The 13,662-nt window shown below is 68.0% G+C and carries 13 protein-coding genes and 1 pseudogene; 9 read left to right on the top strand and 5 right to left on the bottom strand.

The genetic code is table 11. The features are described from left to right. Positions 1 to 5: 5 nt before the first annotated feature. From ZRA01_RS11130 to ZRA01_RS11090, 9 genes are all read left to right on the top strand, one after another. A complete protein-coding gene (locus ZRA01_RS11130; protein WP_246093641.1) occupies positions 6 to 2,699 on the top strand; it encodes a molybdopterin-dependent oxidoreductase in 2,694 nt (897 codons plus the stop codon). Between the two features lie 73 nt (positions 2,700 to 2,772). Further along, entirely contained in the window at positions 2,773 to 3,078 is a 306-nt protein-coding gene (locus ZRA01_RS11125; protein WP_174851609.1) for a c-type cytochrome, read from the top strand. Positions 3,079 to 3,168: 90 nt separating this feature from the next. After that, positions 3,169 to 3,417: a molybdopterin converting factor subunit 1 gene (gene moaD / locus ZRA01_RS11120; protein ID WP_141352149.1), complete on the top strand. Its 249-nt coding sequence runs from the start codon at positions 3,169 to 3,171 to the stop codon at positions 3,415 to 3,417. A gap of 251 nt (positions 3,418 to 3,668) precedes the next feature. Beyond that, the gene (locus ZRA01_RS11115; protein ID WP_141352147.1) at positions 3,669 to 4,061 is read left to right on the top strand and encodes an MbcA/ParS/Xre antitoxin family protein; all 393 of its coding nucleotides are present in this window, start codon (positions 3,669 to 3,671) and stop codon (positions 4,059 to 4,061) included. After that, positions 4,058 to 4,762 carry an RES family NAD+ phosphorylase gene (locus tag ZRA01_RS11110; RefSeq protein WP_141352145.1) on the top strand — a complete coding sequence of 235 codons (705 nt, stop codon included), beginning with the start codon at positions 4,058 to 4,060 and terminating at the stop codon, positions 4,760 to 4,762. Before ZRA01_RS11115 ends, ZRA01_RS11110 begins: the two co-directional genes overlap by 4 nt. Before the next feature lie 211 nt (positions 4,763 to 4,973). Continuing rightward, complete coding sequence (locus ZRA01_RS11105; RefSeq protein ID WP_141352143.1) at positions 4,974 to 5,831, top strand: alpha/beta hydrolase; 858 nt, start codon at positions 4,974 to 4,976, stop codon at positions 5,829 to 5,831. Between the two features lie 91 nt (positions 5,832 to 5,922). Continuing rightward, positions 5,923 to 6,555: an SAM-dependent methyltransferase gene (locus ZRA01_RS11100; RefSeq protein ID WP_141352141.1), complete on the top strand. Its 633-nt coding sequence runs from the start codon at positions 5,923 to 5,925 to the stop codon at positions 6,553 to 6,555. A 203-nt stretch (positions 6,556 to 6,758) separates the two neighbouring features. Continuing rightward, positions 6,759 to 7,496 carry a tetratricopeptide repeat protein gene (locus ZRA01_RS11095; RefSeq protein ID WP_170182951.1) on the top strand — a complete coding sequence of 246 codons (738 nt, stop codon included), beginning with the start codon at positions 6,759 to 6,761 and terminating at the stop codon, positions 7,494 to 7,496. Further along, positions 7,496 to 7,720 (top strand): acyl carrier protein, encoded by a 225-nt coding sequence (locus tag ZRA01_RS11090; RefSeq protein ID WP_141352137.1) that lies wholly within the window; start codon positions 7,496 to 7,498, stop codon positions 7,718 to 7,720. The genes ZRA01_RS11095 and ZRA01_RS11090 overlap by 1 nt, the downstream gene beginning before the upstream one ends. A 3-nt stretch (positions 7,721 to 7,723) precedes the next feature. Here ZRA01_RS11090 and ZRA01_RS11085 read toward each other — a convergent pair whose 3' ends face one another. From ZRA01_RS11085 to ZRA01_RS11065, 5 genes and pseudogenes are all read right to left on the bottom strand, one after another. Continuing rightward, positions 7,724 to 8,272: an H-NS family nucleoid-associated regulatory protein gene (locus tag ZRA01_RS11085; protein WP_141352135.1), complete on the bottom strand. Its 549-nt coding sequence runs from the start codon at positions 8,270 to 8,272 to the stop codon at positions 7,724 to 7,726. A 384-nt stretch (positions 8,273 to 8,656) separates the two neighbouring features. Beyond that, on the bottom strand, positions 8,657 to 10,162 hold the full coding sequence (gene lysS, locus ZRA01_RS11080) for a lysine--tRNA ligase (protein WP_141352133.1): 1,506 nt from the start codon (positions 10,160 to 10,162) through the stop codon (positions 8,657 to 8,659). A gap of 123 nt (positions 10,163 to 10,285) precedes the next feature. Further along, a complete protein-coding gene (locus ZRA01_RS11075; protein WP_141352131.1) occupies positions 10,286 to 11,386 on the bottom strand; it encodes a GGDEF domain-containing protein in 1,101 nt (366 codons plus the stop codon). An 83-nt stretch (positions 11,387 to 11,469) separates the two neighbouring features. Next, a complete protein-coding gene (locus ZRA01_RS11070; RefSeq protein WP_141352129.1) occupies positions 11,470 to 12,708 on the bottom strand; it encodes a hypothetical protein in 1,239 nt (412 codons plus the stop codon). Then, positions 12,701 to 13,662: pseudogene (locus ZRA01_RS11065) on the bottom strand (chromosome segregation protein SMC); the annotation flags it as partial. The pseudogene ZRA01_RS11065 and the gene ZRA01_RS11070, both read right to left, overlap by 8 nt.

Genomic DNA, 13,662 nt, shown 5'->3' with positions numbered 1-13,662 from the left:
GCTTCATGGCGAAGCCGATCTTTACGGGAGATGCGGTCATGGCTGTTTCGAGAAGAGAGTTTCTGAAGGCGTCCGTTGCCACCAGCGTTGCTGCGGGCAGCCTCAGCTGGTTCGGCGCGAGCGAGGTGTTCGGTGCCGACACGGTGGTGATCCCCAGCGCGAGCCACTGGGGGCCGTTCAAGGCGGTGGTCAAGAAGGGCGTGCTGGTGGGCATGCAGCCGCTGCCCGGCATCGATGCGATGCCCACCAAGATGCTCACCGAGGGCCTGATCAGCCGCGTCTATCACAAGAGCCGCGTGAAGTACCCGATGGTCCGCAAGTCCTACCTGGCCAACCCGATGGGCGACACCAAGCCCCATCTGCGCGGCAAGGAGCCGTTTGTGCGGGTGACCTGGGAGGAGATCCTGGCCCTCACCGCCAACGCCATCCTCACCACCGCCGAGAAGAACGGCAACGAGGCCCTTTTCAGCTCGAGCTACGGCGGCTGGTCCCACGCCGGCCTGCTGCGCCCGCAGGTGCTGCAGGGGCGCCTGTTCGGCCTGATCGGCGGCCATTCGGTGACCACCGGCGACTATTCGGGCGGCGCCTCGCAGATCAGCCTGCCCCACATCATCGGCGACATGGAGGTGTATTCGCCCCAGACCGCCTGGGAGGTGATCGCCGAGCATACCGAGGTGGTGGTGTGGATCGGCTGCGACCCGTGGAAGAACAACCGAATCGAATACACGGTGGCTGACCACCAGATGTTCCCGCGCTGGAAGCAGATCAAGGAGCGCGGCGTCAAGTTCATCTCGATCAACCCGCAATACACGCCCACCGACAACGCGCTGGGCTCGGAATGGGTGAAGATCATCCCCAACACCGACACCGCGCTGTTCCTGGCGATGGCCTACCACGTCTATACGACGGGCAAGTACGACAAGGCCTACCTGGGCAAGTACACCGTGGGCTTCGACAAGTTCCTGCCCTACCTGCTGGGCAAGGACGCCGACGGCACGCCGCCTAAGACCCCCGAATGGGCCGCCAAGATCACCGGCATCCCGGCGCAGAGGATCGTCGAGCTGGCCGAGCTCTTTGCCAGCAAGCGCACCCAGTTTGCCGGTGCCTGGTCGCTGCAGCGCGCCCACCACGGCGAGATGACCCACTGGGCGATCATCAACTTCGCGGCGATGCTGGGCAAGATCGGCAAGCCGGGCGAAGGCGTCGGCTTCAGCTGGCATTACGGCGGCGGCGGCATGCCCCAGTCCACCAAGGCCATGCCGGTCGGCCTGTCCCAGGGCCGCAACCCGGTGAAGGCGCGCTGCCCGGCCTCGCGGATCAGCGAGATGCTGATGAACCCCGGCAAGAAATACACCCGCGACGGCGCGGTGCACACTTACCCGGACGCGCGCCTGATCTACAACGCCGGCAACAACTTCATGTCCCACCAGCAGAACACCAACGAGCTGATCCGGGCCATGAACAAGCAGGTGCACACGGTGATCAACCAGGACCCGTGGTGGTGCGCCTCGTCGCGCTTTGCCGACATCGTGCTGCCGGCCACCTCGGCGCTGGAGCGCCCCGACATCAGCAGCGGCGGCACCTACAGCAACGACAAGATCTACGCGATGCGCCAGGTGATCCAGCCCTTCGGCGAGAGCCTCGACGACTTCGAGATCTTCAGCCGCCTCGGCGAGCTGATGGGTGTCGGCTACCAGTTCACCGAAGGCCAGACGGTGATGCAGATCCTCGAGAACGCCTACAAGAACGCCGAGACCAAGGTGCCGTTTGCCGAGTTCTGGGAGAAGGGCATCGTGCATCTCGAGGTGCCCGAGAAGATGCGCCAGTGGGTGCGCCACGGTGATTTCTACACCGACCCGGTCAAGAGCCCGCTGCACACCAAGTCGGGCAAGATCGAGCTGTACTGCGACGAGATTGCCAGCTTCAAGGTGCCCGACTGCCCGCCGATCCCGAAATTCCTCGAGCCGGCCGAATACCTCGGCAACGCCAAGGCGGGCCAGGTGCACGTGGTCAGCCCGCACCCCTTCAACCGGGTGCATAGCCAGATGGCCCAGGCCGACGTGCGCAAGTACGAGAACGTGAAGGGCCGCCAGCATGTGCGCATCAGCGTCGAAGACGCCGCTGCCAACGGAATCAAGAGCGGCGATTTGGTGGAGCTCTACAACGAGCGCGGCGCGCTGATCGCTGGCGCGGTGGTTACCGACCAGATCATGAAGGGCGTGGTCAGCCTCGAGGAGGGCAACTGGATCCAGCTCGACTCCCGCGGCCGCTGCAACAGCGGGGCGATCAACATGATCACCACCAGCGTCGCCTCCAGCGGCCTCAGCCAGGCTACCAGCGCCAACACCTGCATCGCCAGCCTCAAGAAGTGCACCGATGCCGAGGGCGAGAACAAGGCCTACGACCCGCCGCCCGTCGAGCGCAGCGGCAAGCTGGCCCTCAACGTGGCCGGGATGAAGCTGGTCGAGCGCGCCGCCAAGCTGAAGGGCGTCACGATGGCCAACATGACGCCGGGTGAAAAGCTGTTCTACGAGCGTTGCACCCTGTGCCACGTGCCCCGCGAGCCGGGCGACTACACCAAGAAGCAGTGGCACGGCATCACACAGAGCATGTTCCCGCGGGCCGGCCTGAACGACCAGGAGAAAGACATCGTCCTGAAGTTCCTGGAGGCCAACGCCAAGGACGCCGGCCCGATGTAAACCTGTAGTTACCCAGTCGAAGCAGGCCGCGGTGGCCTGCTTCTTTCATGTGAAGATCTGAAGGAAAGCAACAATGAAATCCCTCTCCATGGCCCTTTTCGTCCTTGTCGCCGCGGGCCTCGCCGGCCAGGCTGCTGCCAGCCCGGAGCTCGCCAAATCGAAGAACTGCATGGGCTGCCATGCCGTCGAGCGCAAGATGGTCGGCCCCGCCTACAAGGACGTCGCCGCGAAGTACAAGGGCGACAAGAAGGCCGCCGAGGCCCTCGCCGCGACGATCAAGGCCGGCGGCTCCGGCAAGTGGGGCCCGGTGCCGATGCCGCCCAACAACGTGACCGACGACGAGGCGAAGAAGCTCGCCAGCTGGGTGCTGTCCCTCTGAGGCATGCGCGGGCTGGGTGATGTAAAGAACAATCTCCCGGCCCGCTCGCCCGGCGGGGTGGATCAGACGGACTTGTCAGGGAGTTTTTCCATGAGTGTGCGTATCCAGTACTTCGCCGGCCTCCGGGAGGCCCTCGGCATGGGCGGCGAGGAGGTCGAGCTGCCAGCCGGCGTTGCCACGGTCGGCGCCCTGCGGGACTGGCTGGCAGGGCAGGGGCGCGACGCCCTGGCCACCGCGAAGAACCTGCGCTGCGCGGTCAATCAGCAGATGGCGGGTTTCGGCGTGGCCGTGAAGAGCGGCGACGAGGTGGCTTTCTTTCCGCCGGTGACCGGCGGTTGAGCGCTGACCCGCTTCCAGGCAAAAGGACAAAAGGCCCTGCGGGGCCTTTTGTCCATGTGCGCTCCGGGCCGACTCAAGGCAACTCCCCCGGCTGGAGCGCCGCGAGCATCGGGCGGCGGGCCGCCCGCCCGTGACCGCGCTCGCAACGGGCGCCCCGGCGTGTCGCCACGCTGGCCGGGCGTTGAATCAAATTTTGTTGTAAGTAAAACTCAAGGAGTTACAATAAAAACAAGACGTCCCTGGAGAAGGCCATGCTTGCCGTAACCGCCAGTGCCACCGACAGCATCGACCGCAAGGCCATTGCCGGCATGTTGATGAAGCTGTTCGACCACTGGAAGCTCAGCACCGAGGAGCAGCTCGACGCCCTGGGCTTCTCGGTCACCAACCGGGCTGCGCTGGCCCGCTACCGCCGCGGCGAGCCGATTTCGGGCAGCCGCGACACCCTCGAGCGGGCCGGCCATCTGCTGGCCATCCACAAGAACCTGCGCCTGCTGTTTCCCCTCGACCGCGATCTGGCCTACGCGTGGATCAAGACCCGCAACCGGGCCTTCGACAATCGCTCCCCCATCGAGGTGATCCGCGAGTTCGGCTTTGCCGGCCTGCTGATGGTGCTGGCCTACCTCGACCGGGCCCGCGGCCAATGAGCGAGGACGTCTTTGCCCACGCTGGCTTGGCCGAGACCCACGCCGACCTGATGCGCAACATCGTCTCGCTGCGCGTCTCCCAGGACCTCTTCGACGATCTCTCCGACCGCCCCGCCGACTGGGATGCGGCGATCGCCCTGGAGGTGGCCACCAAGCCGCCCGCGTTCACCTCGGCCCAGCCGGTGCTCCACCGCCCCTTCGAGGAAGCCCGCTGGAACGACGCGATCCATTACCCCTTCCGGCACTGGATGCGCAGCCGCTATTCGGACGGCAGTTTCGGCGTGTGGTACGGCGCCGACAGCATCGAGACCACCGTCCACGAGACCGTCCACCACTGGCGCAGCGGCTTTTTGCAGGACGCCGGCTTCACCCGGCCGGGCATCCGGGTCGAGCGCAAGTTGTACCGGGTGCGCTGCGATGCGGCGCTGCTCGATCTGCGGCCCGCGCTCGCCCATGCGCCGGCGCTGGTCGACCCGGCCGATTACAGCCTGACCCAACAGATCGGTGCACGCCTGAACCGGGAGGGCCACCCGGGCCTGGTGTCGCGCTCGGCCCGTTGCGATGGCGACATCCACGGGGTGCTCAACCCCTGCGTGTTGTCCGATCCGCGCCAGGTGTGCTTTCTCACTTACTCCACCACCGACACCGGTGTGGTGGTGGAGCGGGAGCCGGGGCGGGTGTGGATGCGTCTGGTGGCTTGAGCTTCGTGATGCACCTGTTTATTAGAAAAATCTAATTTACGGTTAGACTGAAACCCATGACGCCTTCTGCCATGCCGCCCCCGGCCTGTCGCGCCTGTGTTTGCCCCGCCCCCGGGCGAGCGCGGGGCGCCTCGTCGGCTTGGCCCGGAGGGCGTTCGCGGGGCTCTGGCCTTGCCCTCGGCGGCGGGGGTTGCCGCAGGAGGCCAGGCCGGTGAGCGGGCTGGCCTTTGCCGGGGCGCTGCTTGCGCTGGCCGTGCTTGGCCTGAACTGGCTGATCCGCCGCAGCCTCGCGGCGCCGCGGTTGCCTGAGGCGGGCGAGCCCGTGGGGCTGCGGTGGCAGGCGGTGCACATCGCCACGCTGCGTGGGCGCAGGCTTTTCGGGTGGTTCATCCCGGCCGGCGAGGGTGCCCCTGCGCTGGCCATCATCCATGGCTGGGGCGGCAACGCCGAGCTGATGTTGCCCCTGGCCGCGCCGCTGCACCGGGCCGGCTATGCGCTCCTGTTTTTTGACGCCCGCTGCCATGGCCGCAGCGACGACGACAGCTTCGCGTCGCTGCCGCGCTTTGCCGAAGATCTCGGCGCCGCCGTCGACTGGCTGCGCGGCCGGCCGGAGGTGGCGCCGGAGCGGGTCGGCGTGATCGGCCACTCGGTGGGGGCCGGTGCGGCGCTGCTGCTGGCGTCGCGACGCCACGACCTGGCCGCGGTGATCAGCCTGGCCGCGTTTGCCCACCCGGCCGCGATGATGCGGCGCTGGCTGGCGGCCAAGGGGGTTCCGTATTGGCCGGTGGGCGCCTATATCCTGTGGTACGTCCAGCGGGTGATCGGCCACCGCTTCGACGACATCGCGCCCTGCCACACGATCGCCCGGGTGAGCTGCCCGGTGCTCATCGCCCACGGGTGCGACGACGCGGTGGTGCCGGTCGCCGAGGCCGAGCAGATCCACGCCAGCCGTGGTGCCGCCCGCGCCCAGTTGCTGCTGATGCCCGGCAGCCACGACGAGTACGCCGATCTGGAGCGTCACCTGGACACGCTGACCGGCTTTCTCGATGGAGCCATGGGGCCGCGCTGAGGCCAGGCAACTTTTCTGCTGCGCCCGCGGTCCATCGATATGCTGCAGACGTCTAATCGCGACAACATCAAATCCAAAGGGAGAGACTGCCATGCCCATCAATCAGGAAAGCGTGTGGACCAAGCGTTACCAGGATGCCGGCGAAGATTATCTTTTCGGCACCGAGCCGAACCGCTTCCTGGCCCATCGGGCCGACCTGCTCCAGGAGGGCCGCACGGCCTTGTCGGTGGCCGACGGCGAAGGCCGTAATTCGGTGTGGCTGGCGGAGCAGGGGCTGGAGGTGACGGCCGTCGAGATCTCGTCGGTGGCGGTGCACAAGGCCCGCCGCCTCGCCGCCGGGCGCAAGGTGCAGGTGGATTTCATGCAGGCCGACATGCTGGCGCCGGGCTGGCCGCCTGCCGCGCTGCAGGGGGCCTTCGACTGGGTGGTCGGGATCTTCATCCAGTTCGTCGGCCCGGAATGGCGGGAGCGCCAGTTCGAGGTCATGAAGCAGCTCACCCGTCCGGGCGGGCGCATCCTGCTGCAGGGCTACACGCCGAAGCAGCTTGAATACCGCACCGGCGGCCCCTCGGCGGTCGAGAACCTCTACACGCCGGAGATCCTGCGCGAAGCCTTCGCCGACTGGACGATGGAAGAGCTGGTCGAGTACGAGGAAGACGTGAACGAGGGGGCCGGCCACCGGGGCCGTTCGGCACTCATCGGCCTCGTGGCCCGCAAACCCTGAACTCCGGGCCCGCCAGCCCCGGTTGCGGCGGGCGGGGCGCCGCCTCGTAACGAGGGGCTCGGGAATCAGACGGCGATTCGTAGGATAATGGCGCGCGCGCCTGCCGGCGCCGCAGAATCCGGGGCTGCCGGCAAGGCGTCCGCGCAAAAACCGTACGACCGCCGGGCGGGCCAGGGGCTTCACCCGGTTTGATGGGAATTTCGATGATTTCAGCTAACAAGATGCGGGCGGCCTGTTTTGCCGTCACGGCGGCGGCCTTGGCGGCAATGTCCGGCCCGGCGGCGGCGATGTCTCCCTTGACGCCGGTCGAGTGGAGCACCCTTCCCGACTACTGCAAGGCCTGGATCCTGCGCTCCGGTTACAAGCAGATCGTTCCGCCCAGCAACACGCTGCCCCTGAGCTGGGCGAATTCGATGCCGAACATTTACGGCCTGGCCGGTCCGCATCACTTCTGCATGGGCCTGGTTTACCTGGAGCGGGCGAAGATCGGCAAGGCCCGCTATCAGCAGGCCATTGGCGAACTGACCTACAGCCAGAGCGAGATGGAGCCGGGCGAACCCGGTTACCCCTATGCGACCAGCTACGTGGCGACCGCGTACTACCGGTCCGGCGACCGGGCCAGGGCGAGCTCGCTGTGGCAGGGCTGCATCCAGGCGCAGCCGCAGAACCGCCTCTGTTATCTGTCGATGGCCGATGCCCTGTTTTCCGAAAAACGCTTCAAGGAAGCCCTCGAGCTGCTCCTCAAGTATGACGAGATGAAGGACGGCGAGTATCCGGATGCGGAGCATTTCATCGCCCGCGCCCTCTACGAGAACAAGCGTTATGCCGAGGCGCTCACGCACGCGGAGCGCGCCTCCGAGTTGGGTTATCCGTCGAGTGGCTTGCGCGACAAGCTCCGGGCGATCGCGGGCGGCCGTAGCGGTGCTGGGGCCAAGCCCTGATGGAGGCGCTGTGTGCCGTGCTGGCCAGGGCCATGGAGGTCACCCCCGAGCTCATCGGGGCGGAGACCGAATTCCGCAAGCTGGGTACCTGGGATTCGTTCGCGGCGCTGGCGCTGATCTACGGAATCGAGGAGCGCTTCGGGGTGCTGATCGGCTATGGCATGCTCAACACGACGGTGACGGTGGCCGACCTGATGGCGCTCATCGAGTCGGGCCGCCGCTAGGGCTCAGCGCAGCTTGAAGCTCTCGGGGATGGGCTTCGGTGCCAGTTTTTCGGCGGCGATCTCGAGGGCATACAGCGTCCCGCCCGTCACCAGCCAGGCGTTGATCCAGTCGGGCATCGTGCCTTCTCCAGACCACGTCAGCGCTCGGTTGGAGGGGTGCATGTAGCGAATGTGCGGCGCCTCCGGCTGCACCGCGGGTGCTGGCGGCGGCGCGGCGGCGTCTGGCTTGGCCGCCTGCGCCGCTTCCCGGGCGGCTTCCTTGGCGGCTTCTGCCGCGGCCTTCTTCTCGGCAGCTTTCCTTGCCGTTTCCTTTTTGGCGGCTTCCTTCTTCTCGGCGATCTCGCGTGAGGCTTCGGCGGCCTTTTCTGCTGCGGCTCGTTCTGCAGCCTCGGCGGCGGCCTGGGCCTGACGTGCGGCTTCGGCCTCGGCCTCGGCTTCGGCGGCCTGGCGGGCCCGTTCCTGCTCTTCCTGCTCGCGTTTGACGATCTCGGCCTTGATCTGCTCGGCGAGTGCTTCGAGTTCGGGGAGGTCGTAAGACTTCAGTTCGGTCATGGATGGCGTGGCGTTACAGCGGCGATGCGAGGGGCTGGCGGGAACCTGCCCGGAGTGGCGTCCGGGGCAGCGCCGGCAGATGTCCCGCCCTTTTCTGGCTATCTTTGCCCGGGCGGCGCGGCAGCACCTGCGCCCGGACGCCAGGAGCGTTGCCGGCAGAGGTTTTCCGCGAGGTCGTGAAGTTAGCACCATAGCTTCTCCTGCGCCATATGGAGAAGCAGGAAAGTCACGTCGCCAGCGGCCTTCCGGCGCTTGCCGTCACAGCTTGTAGCAAGGGCGGCGCAGGGGGAGGCGTGTCTTCGTCGGCCTCACCCCGGCCGGCCATGAAAAAGCCCCGCCAGGCATCTGCCGGGCGGGGCTGCTGCGAAGGCTTTGCGGCCGCGCTTATTCTGATTCCGGGCGCATCTGCGGGAACAGGATGACGTCGCGGATCGCCGGGCTGTCGGTGAGCAGCATCACCAGGCGGTCGATGCCGATGCCGCAGCCGCCGGTGGGGGGCAGGCCGTACTCCAGCGCGCGGATGTAGTCGGCGTCGTAGTACATGGCCTCCTCGTCGCCGGCCTCCTTGGCCTGGGCCTGGGCCTGGAAGCGGGCGGCCTGGTCTTCGGGGTCGTTGAGCTCGGAGAAGCCGTTGGCGATCTCGCGGCCGACGATGAAGAGCTCGAAGCGCTCGGTGATCTCCGGGTTGGTGTCGGAGGCACGGGCCAGCGGGCTCACTTCGACCGGGTAGTCGATGATGAAGGTCGGCTCCCAGGTTTCGGCTTCGGCGCAGGCTTCGAAGAGCTGCAGCTGCAGGCTGCCGAGGCCGCCCGGCTTCACCTTCTCGCCGAAATCGTTGATCTTCTGCTTGAGCCAGGCGGCGTCGGCCAGCTGGGCGTCGGTGAAGCCGGGGTGGTGCTTGCGGATGGCTTCGACGATGGTCAGGCGGTGGAAGGGCCTGGAGAGGTCGAGCTCGCGGCCCTGGTACTGGAACACTTCGGTGCCCAGGGCCTCGCGGGCGGCGTGGCGGAGCAGGCCTTCGGTGAAGTCCATGAGGCTGCGGTAATCTGCGTAGGCCTCGTAGAACTCCATCATCGTGAATTCGGGGTTGTGGCGGGGCGACAGGCCTTCGTTGCGGAAGTTGCGGTTGACTTCGAAGACCTTCTCGAAGCCGCCCACCACCAGGCGCTTGAGGTAGAGCTCCGGCGCGATGCGCAGGAACTGCTGCATGTCGAGGGCGTTGTGGTGGGTGACGAAGGGCTTGGCCGCCGCGCCGCCGGGGATCGGATGCATCATCGGCGTCTCGACCTCGAGGAAGCCGTGGCCGGTCATGTAGTTGCGGATCGACTGCACCAGGCGGCTGCGGGCCACGAAGGTGTGGCGGGACTCCTCGCTCATGATGAGGTCCACATAGCGCTGGCGGTACTTGGTCTCGGTGTCGGTGAGGCCGTGGAACTTGTCGGGCAGCGGGCGCAGGCTCTTGGTGAGGAGGCGGATCTCGCTGCTCTTGACCGACAGCTCGCCGGTCTTGGTGCGGAACAGGGTGCCCTGGGTGCCGACAATGTCGCCGATGTCCCAGCGCTTGAAGTCGGCATAGCCTTCTTCGCCCAGCGCGTCGCGGGTGACGTAGAGCTGGATGCGGCCGGAGAGGTCCTGGATGGTGATGAAGCTGGCCTTGCCCATCACGCGCTTGAGCATGATGCGGCCGGCGACCTTCACGTCCACCGGCATCGCTTCGAGCTCTTCGGCGGTTTTCTCGCCATAGACTTCGTCGAGTTTGCCGGCGGTGTTTTCCCGGGAGAAATCGTTCGGATACGCCTTGCCGGTGGCGCGCCATTCGGCGAGCTTCTGGCGGCGTTCGGCGATCAGGTGGTTTTCGTCCTGGGCGGGCGTGTTGGTCTGGTCGGACATTTTGGGCTCTTCAATCAACGGAATCGGGGCGCGGCACGGCCGCGGCAGCATCGACAAAACGCTGCAAAGCCCTGAATTTTGACACAAACCGGGGCGCCCGTCGCGGGCGGTGCGGCGGGCGGGCTACAGGAAGATCTCGTCCACGTCGGACTGGATCAGCGCCTGGGAGGCCGGCGTGGTGATGCGCAGCTTGCCGCTCATGATGAGCTCGTCGAAGCCATTGACCTGATTGCGCCCGTTGCGCTTGGAGTAATACAGCGCCTCGTCGGCGCGGCCGAGGAGGTCGGCGGGGGAGAGGCGCGGGTCGATGCGGGCAAAGCCCACCGAGCAGGCCACCCGGCCGACCTGCGGAAAATCATGCCGCTCAACCGCCAGCCGGAAGCGGGTGAAGATGTTGTGCACGTGGTCCTCGGCCACGTTGCGGAGCATCACCACGAACTCCTCGCCGCCGAAGCGGAACAGCTTGTCGTTGCTGCGGAAGGTCTGGCGCATGAGGTCGGCGATGCGCAGCAGCACCTCGTCGCCGAAGAGGTGGCCGAAGTTGTCGTTGATCTTCTTGAAGTGGTCGATATCCACCACCCCGAGCCAGCACGGCTGGGCCACCGTCTGGCCGGCCTCGCGGCGTTCGAGGGGGATCTTGCGGGCCTGCTCGGCGAGCTCGGCGGCGGCGATCAGGCGCTCGAAGTCGTCGTCGAAGGTCTTGCGGTTGAGCAGCCGGGTGAGCGTGTCGAGGTTGGCGTAATCCCACTGCTGGTGCTGGTTCTCGAAGCAGCGCAGGAAGAGGCTGAGGGCGTTGCAGGCGGCGTCGCGGGGCTTGGTCGGGCTGTGGATCTCGAGCACCCAGCGGGCCTGCCCCAGCGCACCGACGGCAAAGGCCAGCCGCCACATGTCGCCCTCCTGGACGATGGCGTGGCCGAAATCGGTGTGCAGGCAGTTGGCTAGCAGCGGGTCGACGGGCAGCCACGATTGCCCGTCGCAGACGTCGTCCCAGTAAGTGTCGGTGCCATCCGAGACGCAGCAGCCGAGCAGGCTGACGGTGAGGTCGGGGGGCGTGAAGCGCACCGCGAAGAGCAGCCCGTAGCTGCCCTCCATGAATCGAATTGCATATTCGGCAGCGGTGCGGAAGATGCTGCGCAGGTCCTTGGTGCGCGACAGCGCCTCGGCCCCCTCGAGAAGCTCGATGAGGTTGGGCAGCGGAGGCGAGGAGGGCTGGCTGGCGCGCACGGGCGAAGGACGTGTGAAGTGTCGTGAGCTTTTAACGTCTGGCCAGCGGGAATCTGAAGTGCTGCCCGCAGCCCGGCCCGCGGCTACAGGTAGCCTTCCTGCTCGCCTTTGCCGGACAGCTGCAGCAGGGTTTCGGCCAGCGCCGCCAGCTCGGGCGGCAGCGGCGCGCCGGCGCCGAGGCTGGCCAGCAGCTGGCGGTCGCGCTCGTCGAGCGGGCGGTGGATGGGCAGCCCGAGGAGCTCGGCCGGCCCCATCCGCCAGGGTTGCCAGGGCAGGCCGGCGGCCGACCACAGGCCGCCGGCCTGGAGCGCGATGGCGATGCCGTCCGGGTCCGGGTCGCAGGCGATGCGGGCCGGGGCGGGCAGGTGCTGGAGTAGCGTGGCCACCGCCTGCTGCCACCAGGACGGCGGGTAGCCCGGCAGCCACAGCGCCCCCTCGTCGGCCGCGCAGCTGCGCGCGACCCGCTCGAAGCTGCTGAGGTTTTCGACCACATGCCACACCCGCGGCGGCTGGCGGGCGGCGATGATGGCGGCCACGCTGGCCGGCGTGAGGGCCGCGAAGTCGGGCATCGCGCCCAGGGCGATCTCGCCGCCGGGGAGGCTGAGGACCGACGGGGCCTTGAGGCGCAGCAGGGGCGTGTGGGTGCTGATGCGGAAATCCGCCAGGCCGACCTCGTCGGCGAGCCAGGTTTTTTCGGCCTCGGTGATCTGCTTGGTGTGGCCGCGGGCGAACAGTGCGAAGTCGCGCCAGGTGCCGCTGCGTTGTTCGGCGCTCCAGGCGTCGAGGGCCAGGAGGAGCTCCAGCCGGGGCAGGCCGCGGGACGGGGGCAGGGCGTCGAGGGCCTCGGCGGCGCGGGCCAGCGCCGGGTGGCCGAGCGGCTGGCTGCGGGCTTCGAGGTAGGCCCGCCTTGCCGCATCCGGCTCGGCCAGGCCGAGGGCGGCGCGGAGGGCCGCCGGGGCGAGGAAGCGGACCAGCCTGGGCCACCAGTGGCCGCGCTCGTGGCTCTCCTCGATCTCCACCGCGCCGCCCTGCAGCAGGCGCTGGAGCAGCCGGTCGGCGAGCATCGTGCGGGCGGCGCCGGCGCTGGCCAGGAGGGTGCTGTGGCGGGTGGACTTGTCGCCGGCGCGGCGCACCCATTCGGCGAGGAGTTGGCGTTCGTCGGCGGGCCAGGCATCGAGGCCGAGGCCCGCGGGGGGCGGATCGGCCCGGCGCAGGCGCTTGCCCTTCAGGCTGGAGCGCTTCGGGTCGGACAGGCGCAGGCTGCGGATGCCGTCGCCGTCGGGCGGGCTCCAGCCGTCGTCAGCCCGGCCCTCGTCAGACATGGCGCTGGATCAGCCCGATGGGCGGGGCCCAGTCGTCGCCGGGTTTCTTCTTGCGGGTGACCAGGGTGAGCTGGGCCGGGGCGAAGACGTTGGCGTTGTGGGTGACCGGCGAGGTGATCAGGTACTGGGCGCGGGTGGCGCGCAGGAAGCTGCCGACCCGGTCGATGTTGGCGATGTCGAGGTGGGCGAAGGGCTCGTCGATGAACACGAAGCCGCCGGGGCGGGCGTCGTCCATCAGCAGCGCGATGAGCAGGATCAGCGACTTCATCACCTGCTGGCCGCCCGAGGCTTCGCCGTCGTTGAGGCCGACGGCGCCCTTGCGGTCGAAGTCGAAGCGCACCTCGAGGCCGGCTGACGACAGGCCGGTGTCGTCGTTCTCGAGATGGGGCACCGGGCAGTCCACGTCCACGTTGGCGAGATCGCCCAGGGCGCGCAGGTTCTTGCCGTACTGGCGCACGGTGGCACGCAGCTTGGCGATGTAGGCGGCGCGGGCCTCGGTGGTGATCTGGCGGGTGGCGCTGGCGTGGCGCTCGCGCTCGTGGAACTGGGCTTCGCGCTCGCCCACATCGGCGCGCAGGCGGGCGGCGAGGGTGAGCACGGTGTCGTCGGTGATCCACTCGCCGCCGCTGAGGCGCTGGCGCAGGCGCTCGAGTTCGGTGCGGGCGCCGCGGGCGTCGCCGTATTTGTCGGCCAGGCGCTGGTTGTCCTGCGGGTCGCGCCAGTCGGCCGGCATGCCGCGGCGCAGCGCGCGCAGGCGCTGGATGCGGCGGGCCTGCTCGCGGCGGCGGGGGGCGGCGTCCTGGGTCAGCTCGTTGATGCGGCGGGCGACGCCGGCGATGTCGCGCTTGCGGCGGTCGACTTCGATGTCGATGCCGCGCAGGCGCTGGTCGATGGCCTCGACCTCGCCCTTGGCCTCGGCGCGGGCGGCGATGGCGGCGGTGAGGCGCGCGCGGG

Origin of the sequence: Zoogloea ramigera, from assembly GCF_006539865.1 — a bacterium.
Lineage (GTDB): Bacteria > Pseudomonadota > Gammaproteobacteria > Burkholderiales > Rhodocyclaceae > Zoogloea > Zoogloea ramigera.
This window is presented reverse-complemented; position numbering and strand designations above follow the sequence as displayed.

Bases quoted from the DNA above. Each gene is read 5' to 3' on its own strand.
- ZRA01_RS11130 (WP_246093641.1), top strand. From the start codon at position 6: ATGGCGAAGCCGATCTTTACGGGAGATGCGGTCATGGCTGTTTCGAGA.
- ZRA01_RS11125 (WP_174851609.1), top strand. From the start codon at position 2,773: ATGAAATCCCTCTCCATGGCCCTTTTCGTCCTTGTCGCCGCGGGCCTC.
- moaD (WP_141352149.1), top strand. From the start codon at position 3,169: ATGAGTGTGCGTATCCAGTACTTCGCCGGCCTCCGGGAGGCCCTCGGC.
- ZRA01_RS11115 (WP_141352147.1), top strand. From the start codon at position 3,669: ATGCTTGCCGTAACCGCCAGTGCCACCGACAGCATCGACCGCAAGGCC.
- ZRA01_RS11110 (WP_141352145.1), top strand. From the start codon at position 4,058: ATGAGCGAGGACGTCTTTGCCCACGCTGGCTTGGCCGAGACCCACGCC.
- ZRA01_RS11100 (WP_141352141.1), top strand. From the start codon at position 5,923: ATGCCCATCAATCAGGAAAGCGTGTGGACCAAGCGTTACCAGGATGCC.
- ZRA01_RS11095 (WP_170182951.1), top strand. From the start codon at position 6,759: ATGATTTCAGCTAACAAGATGCGGGCGGCCTGTTTTGCCGTCACGGCG.
- ZRA01_RS11090 (WP_141352137.1), top strand. From the start codon at position 7,496: ATGGAGGCGCTGTGTGCCGTGCTGGCCAGGGCCATGGAGGTCACCCCC.
- ZRA01_RS11085 (WP_141352135.1), bottom strand. From the start codon at position 8,272: ATGACCGAACTGAAGTCTTACGACCTCCCCGAACTCGAAGCACTCGCC.
- lysS (WP_141352133.1), bottom strand. From the start codon at position 10,162: ATGTCCGACCAGACCAACACGCCCGCCCAGGACGAAAACCACCTGATC.
- ZRA01_RS11070 (WP_141352129.1), bottom strand. From the start codon at position 12,708: ATGTCTGACGAGGGCCGGGCTGACGACGGCTGGAGCCCGCCCGACGGC.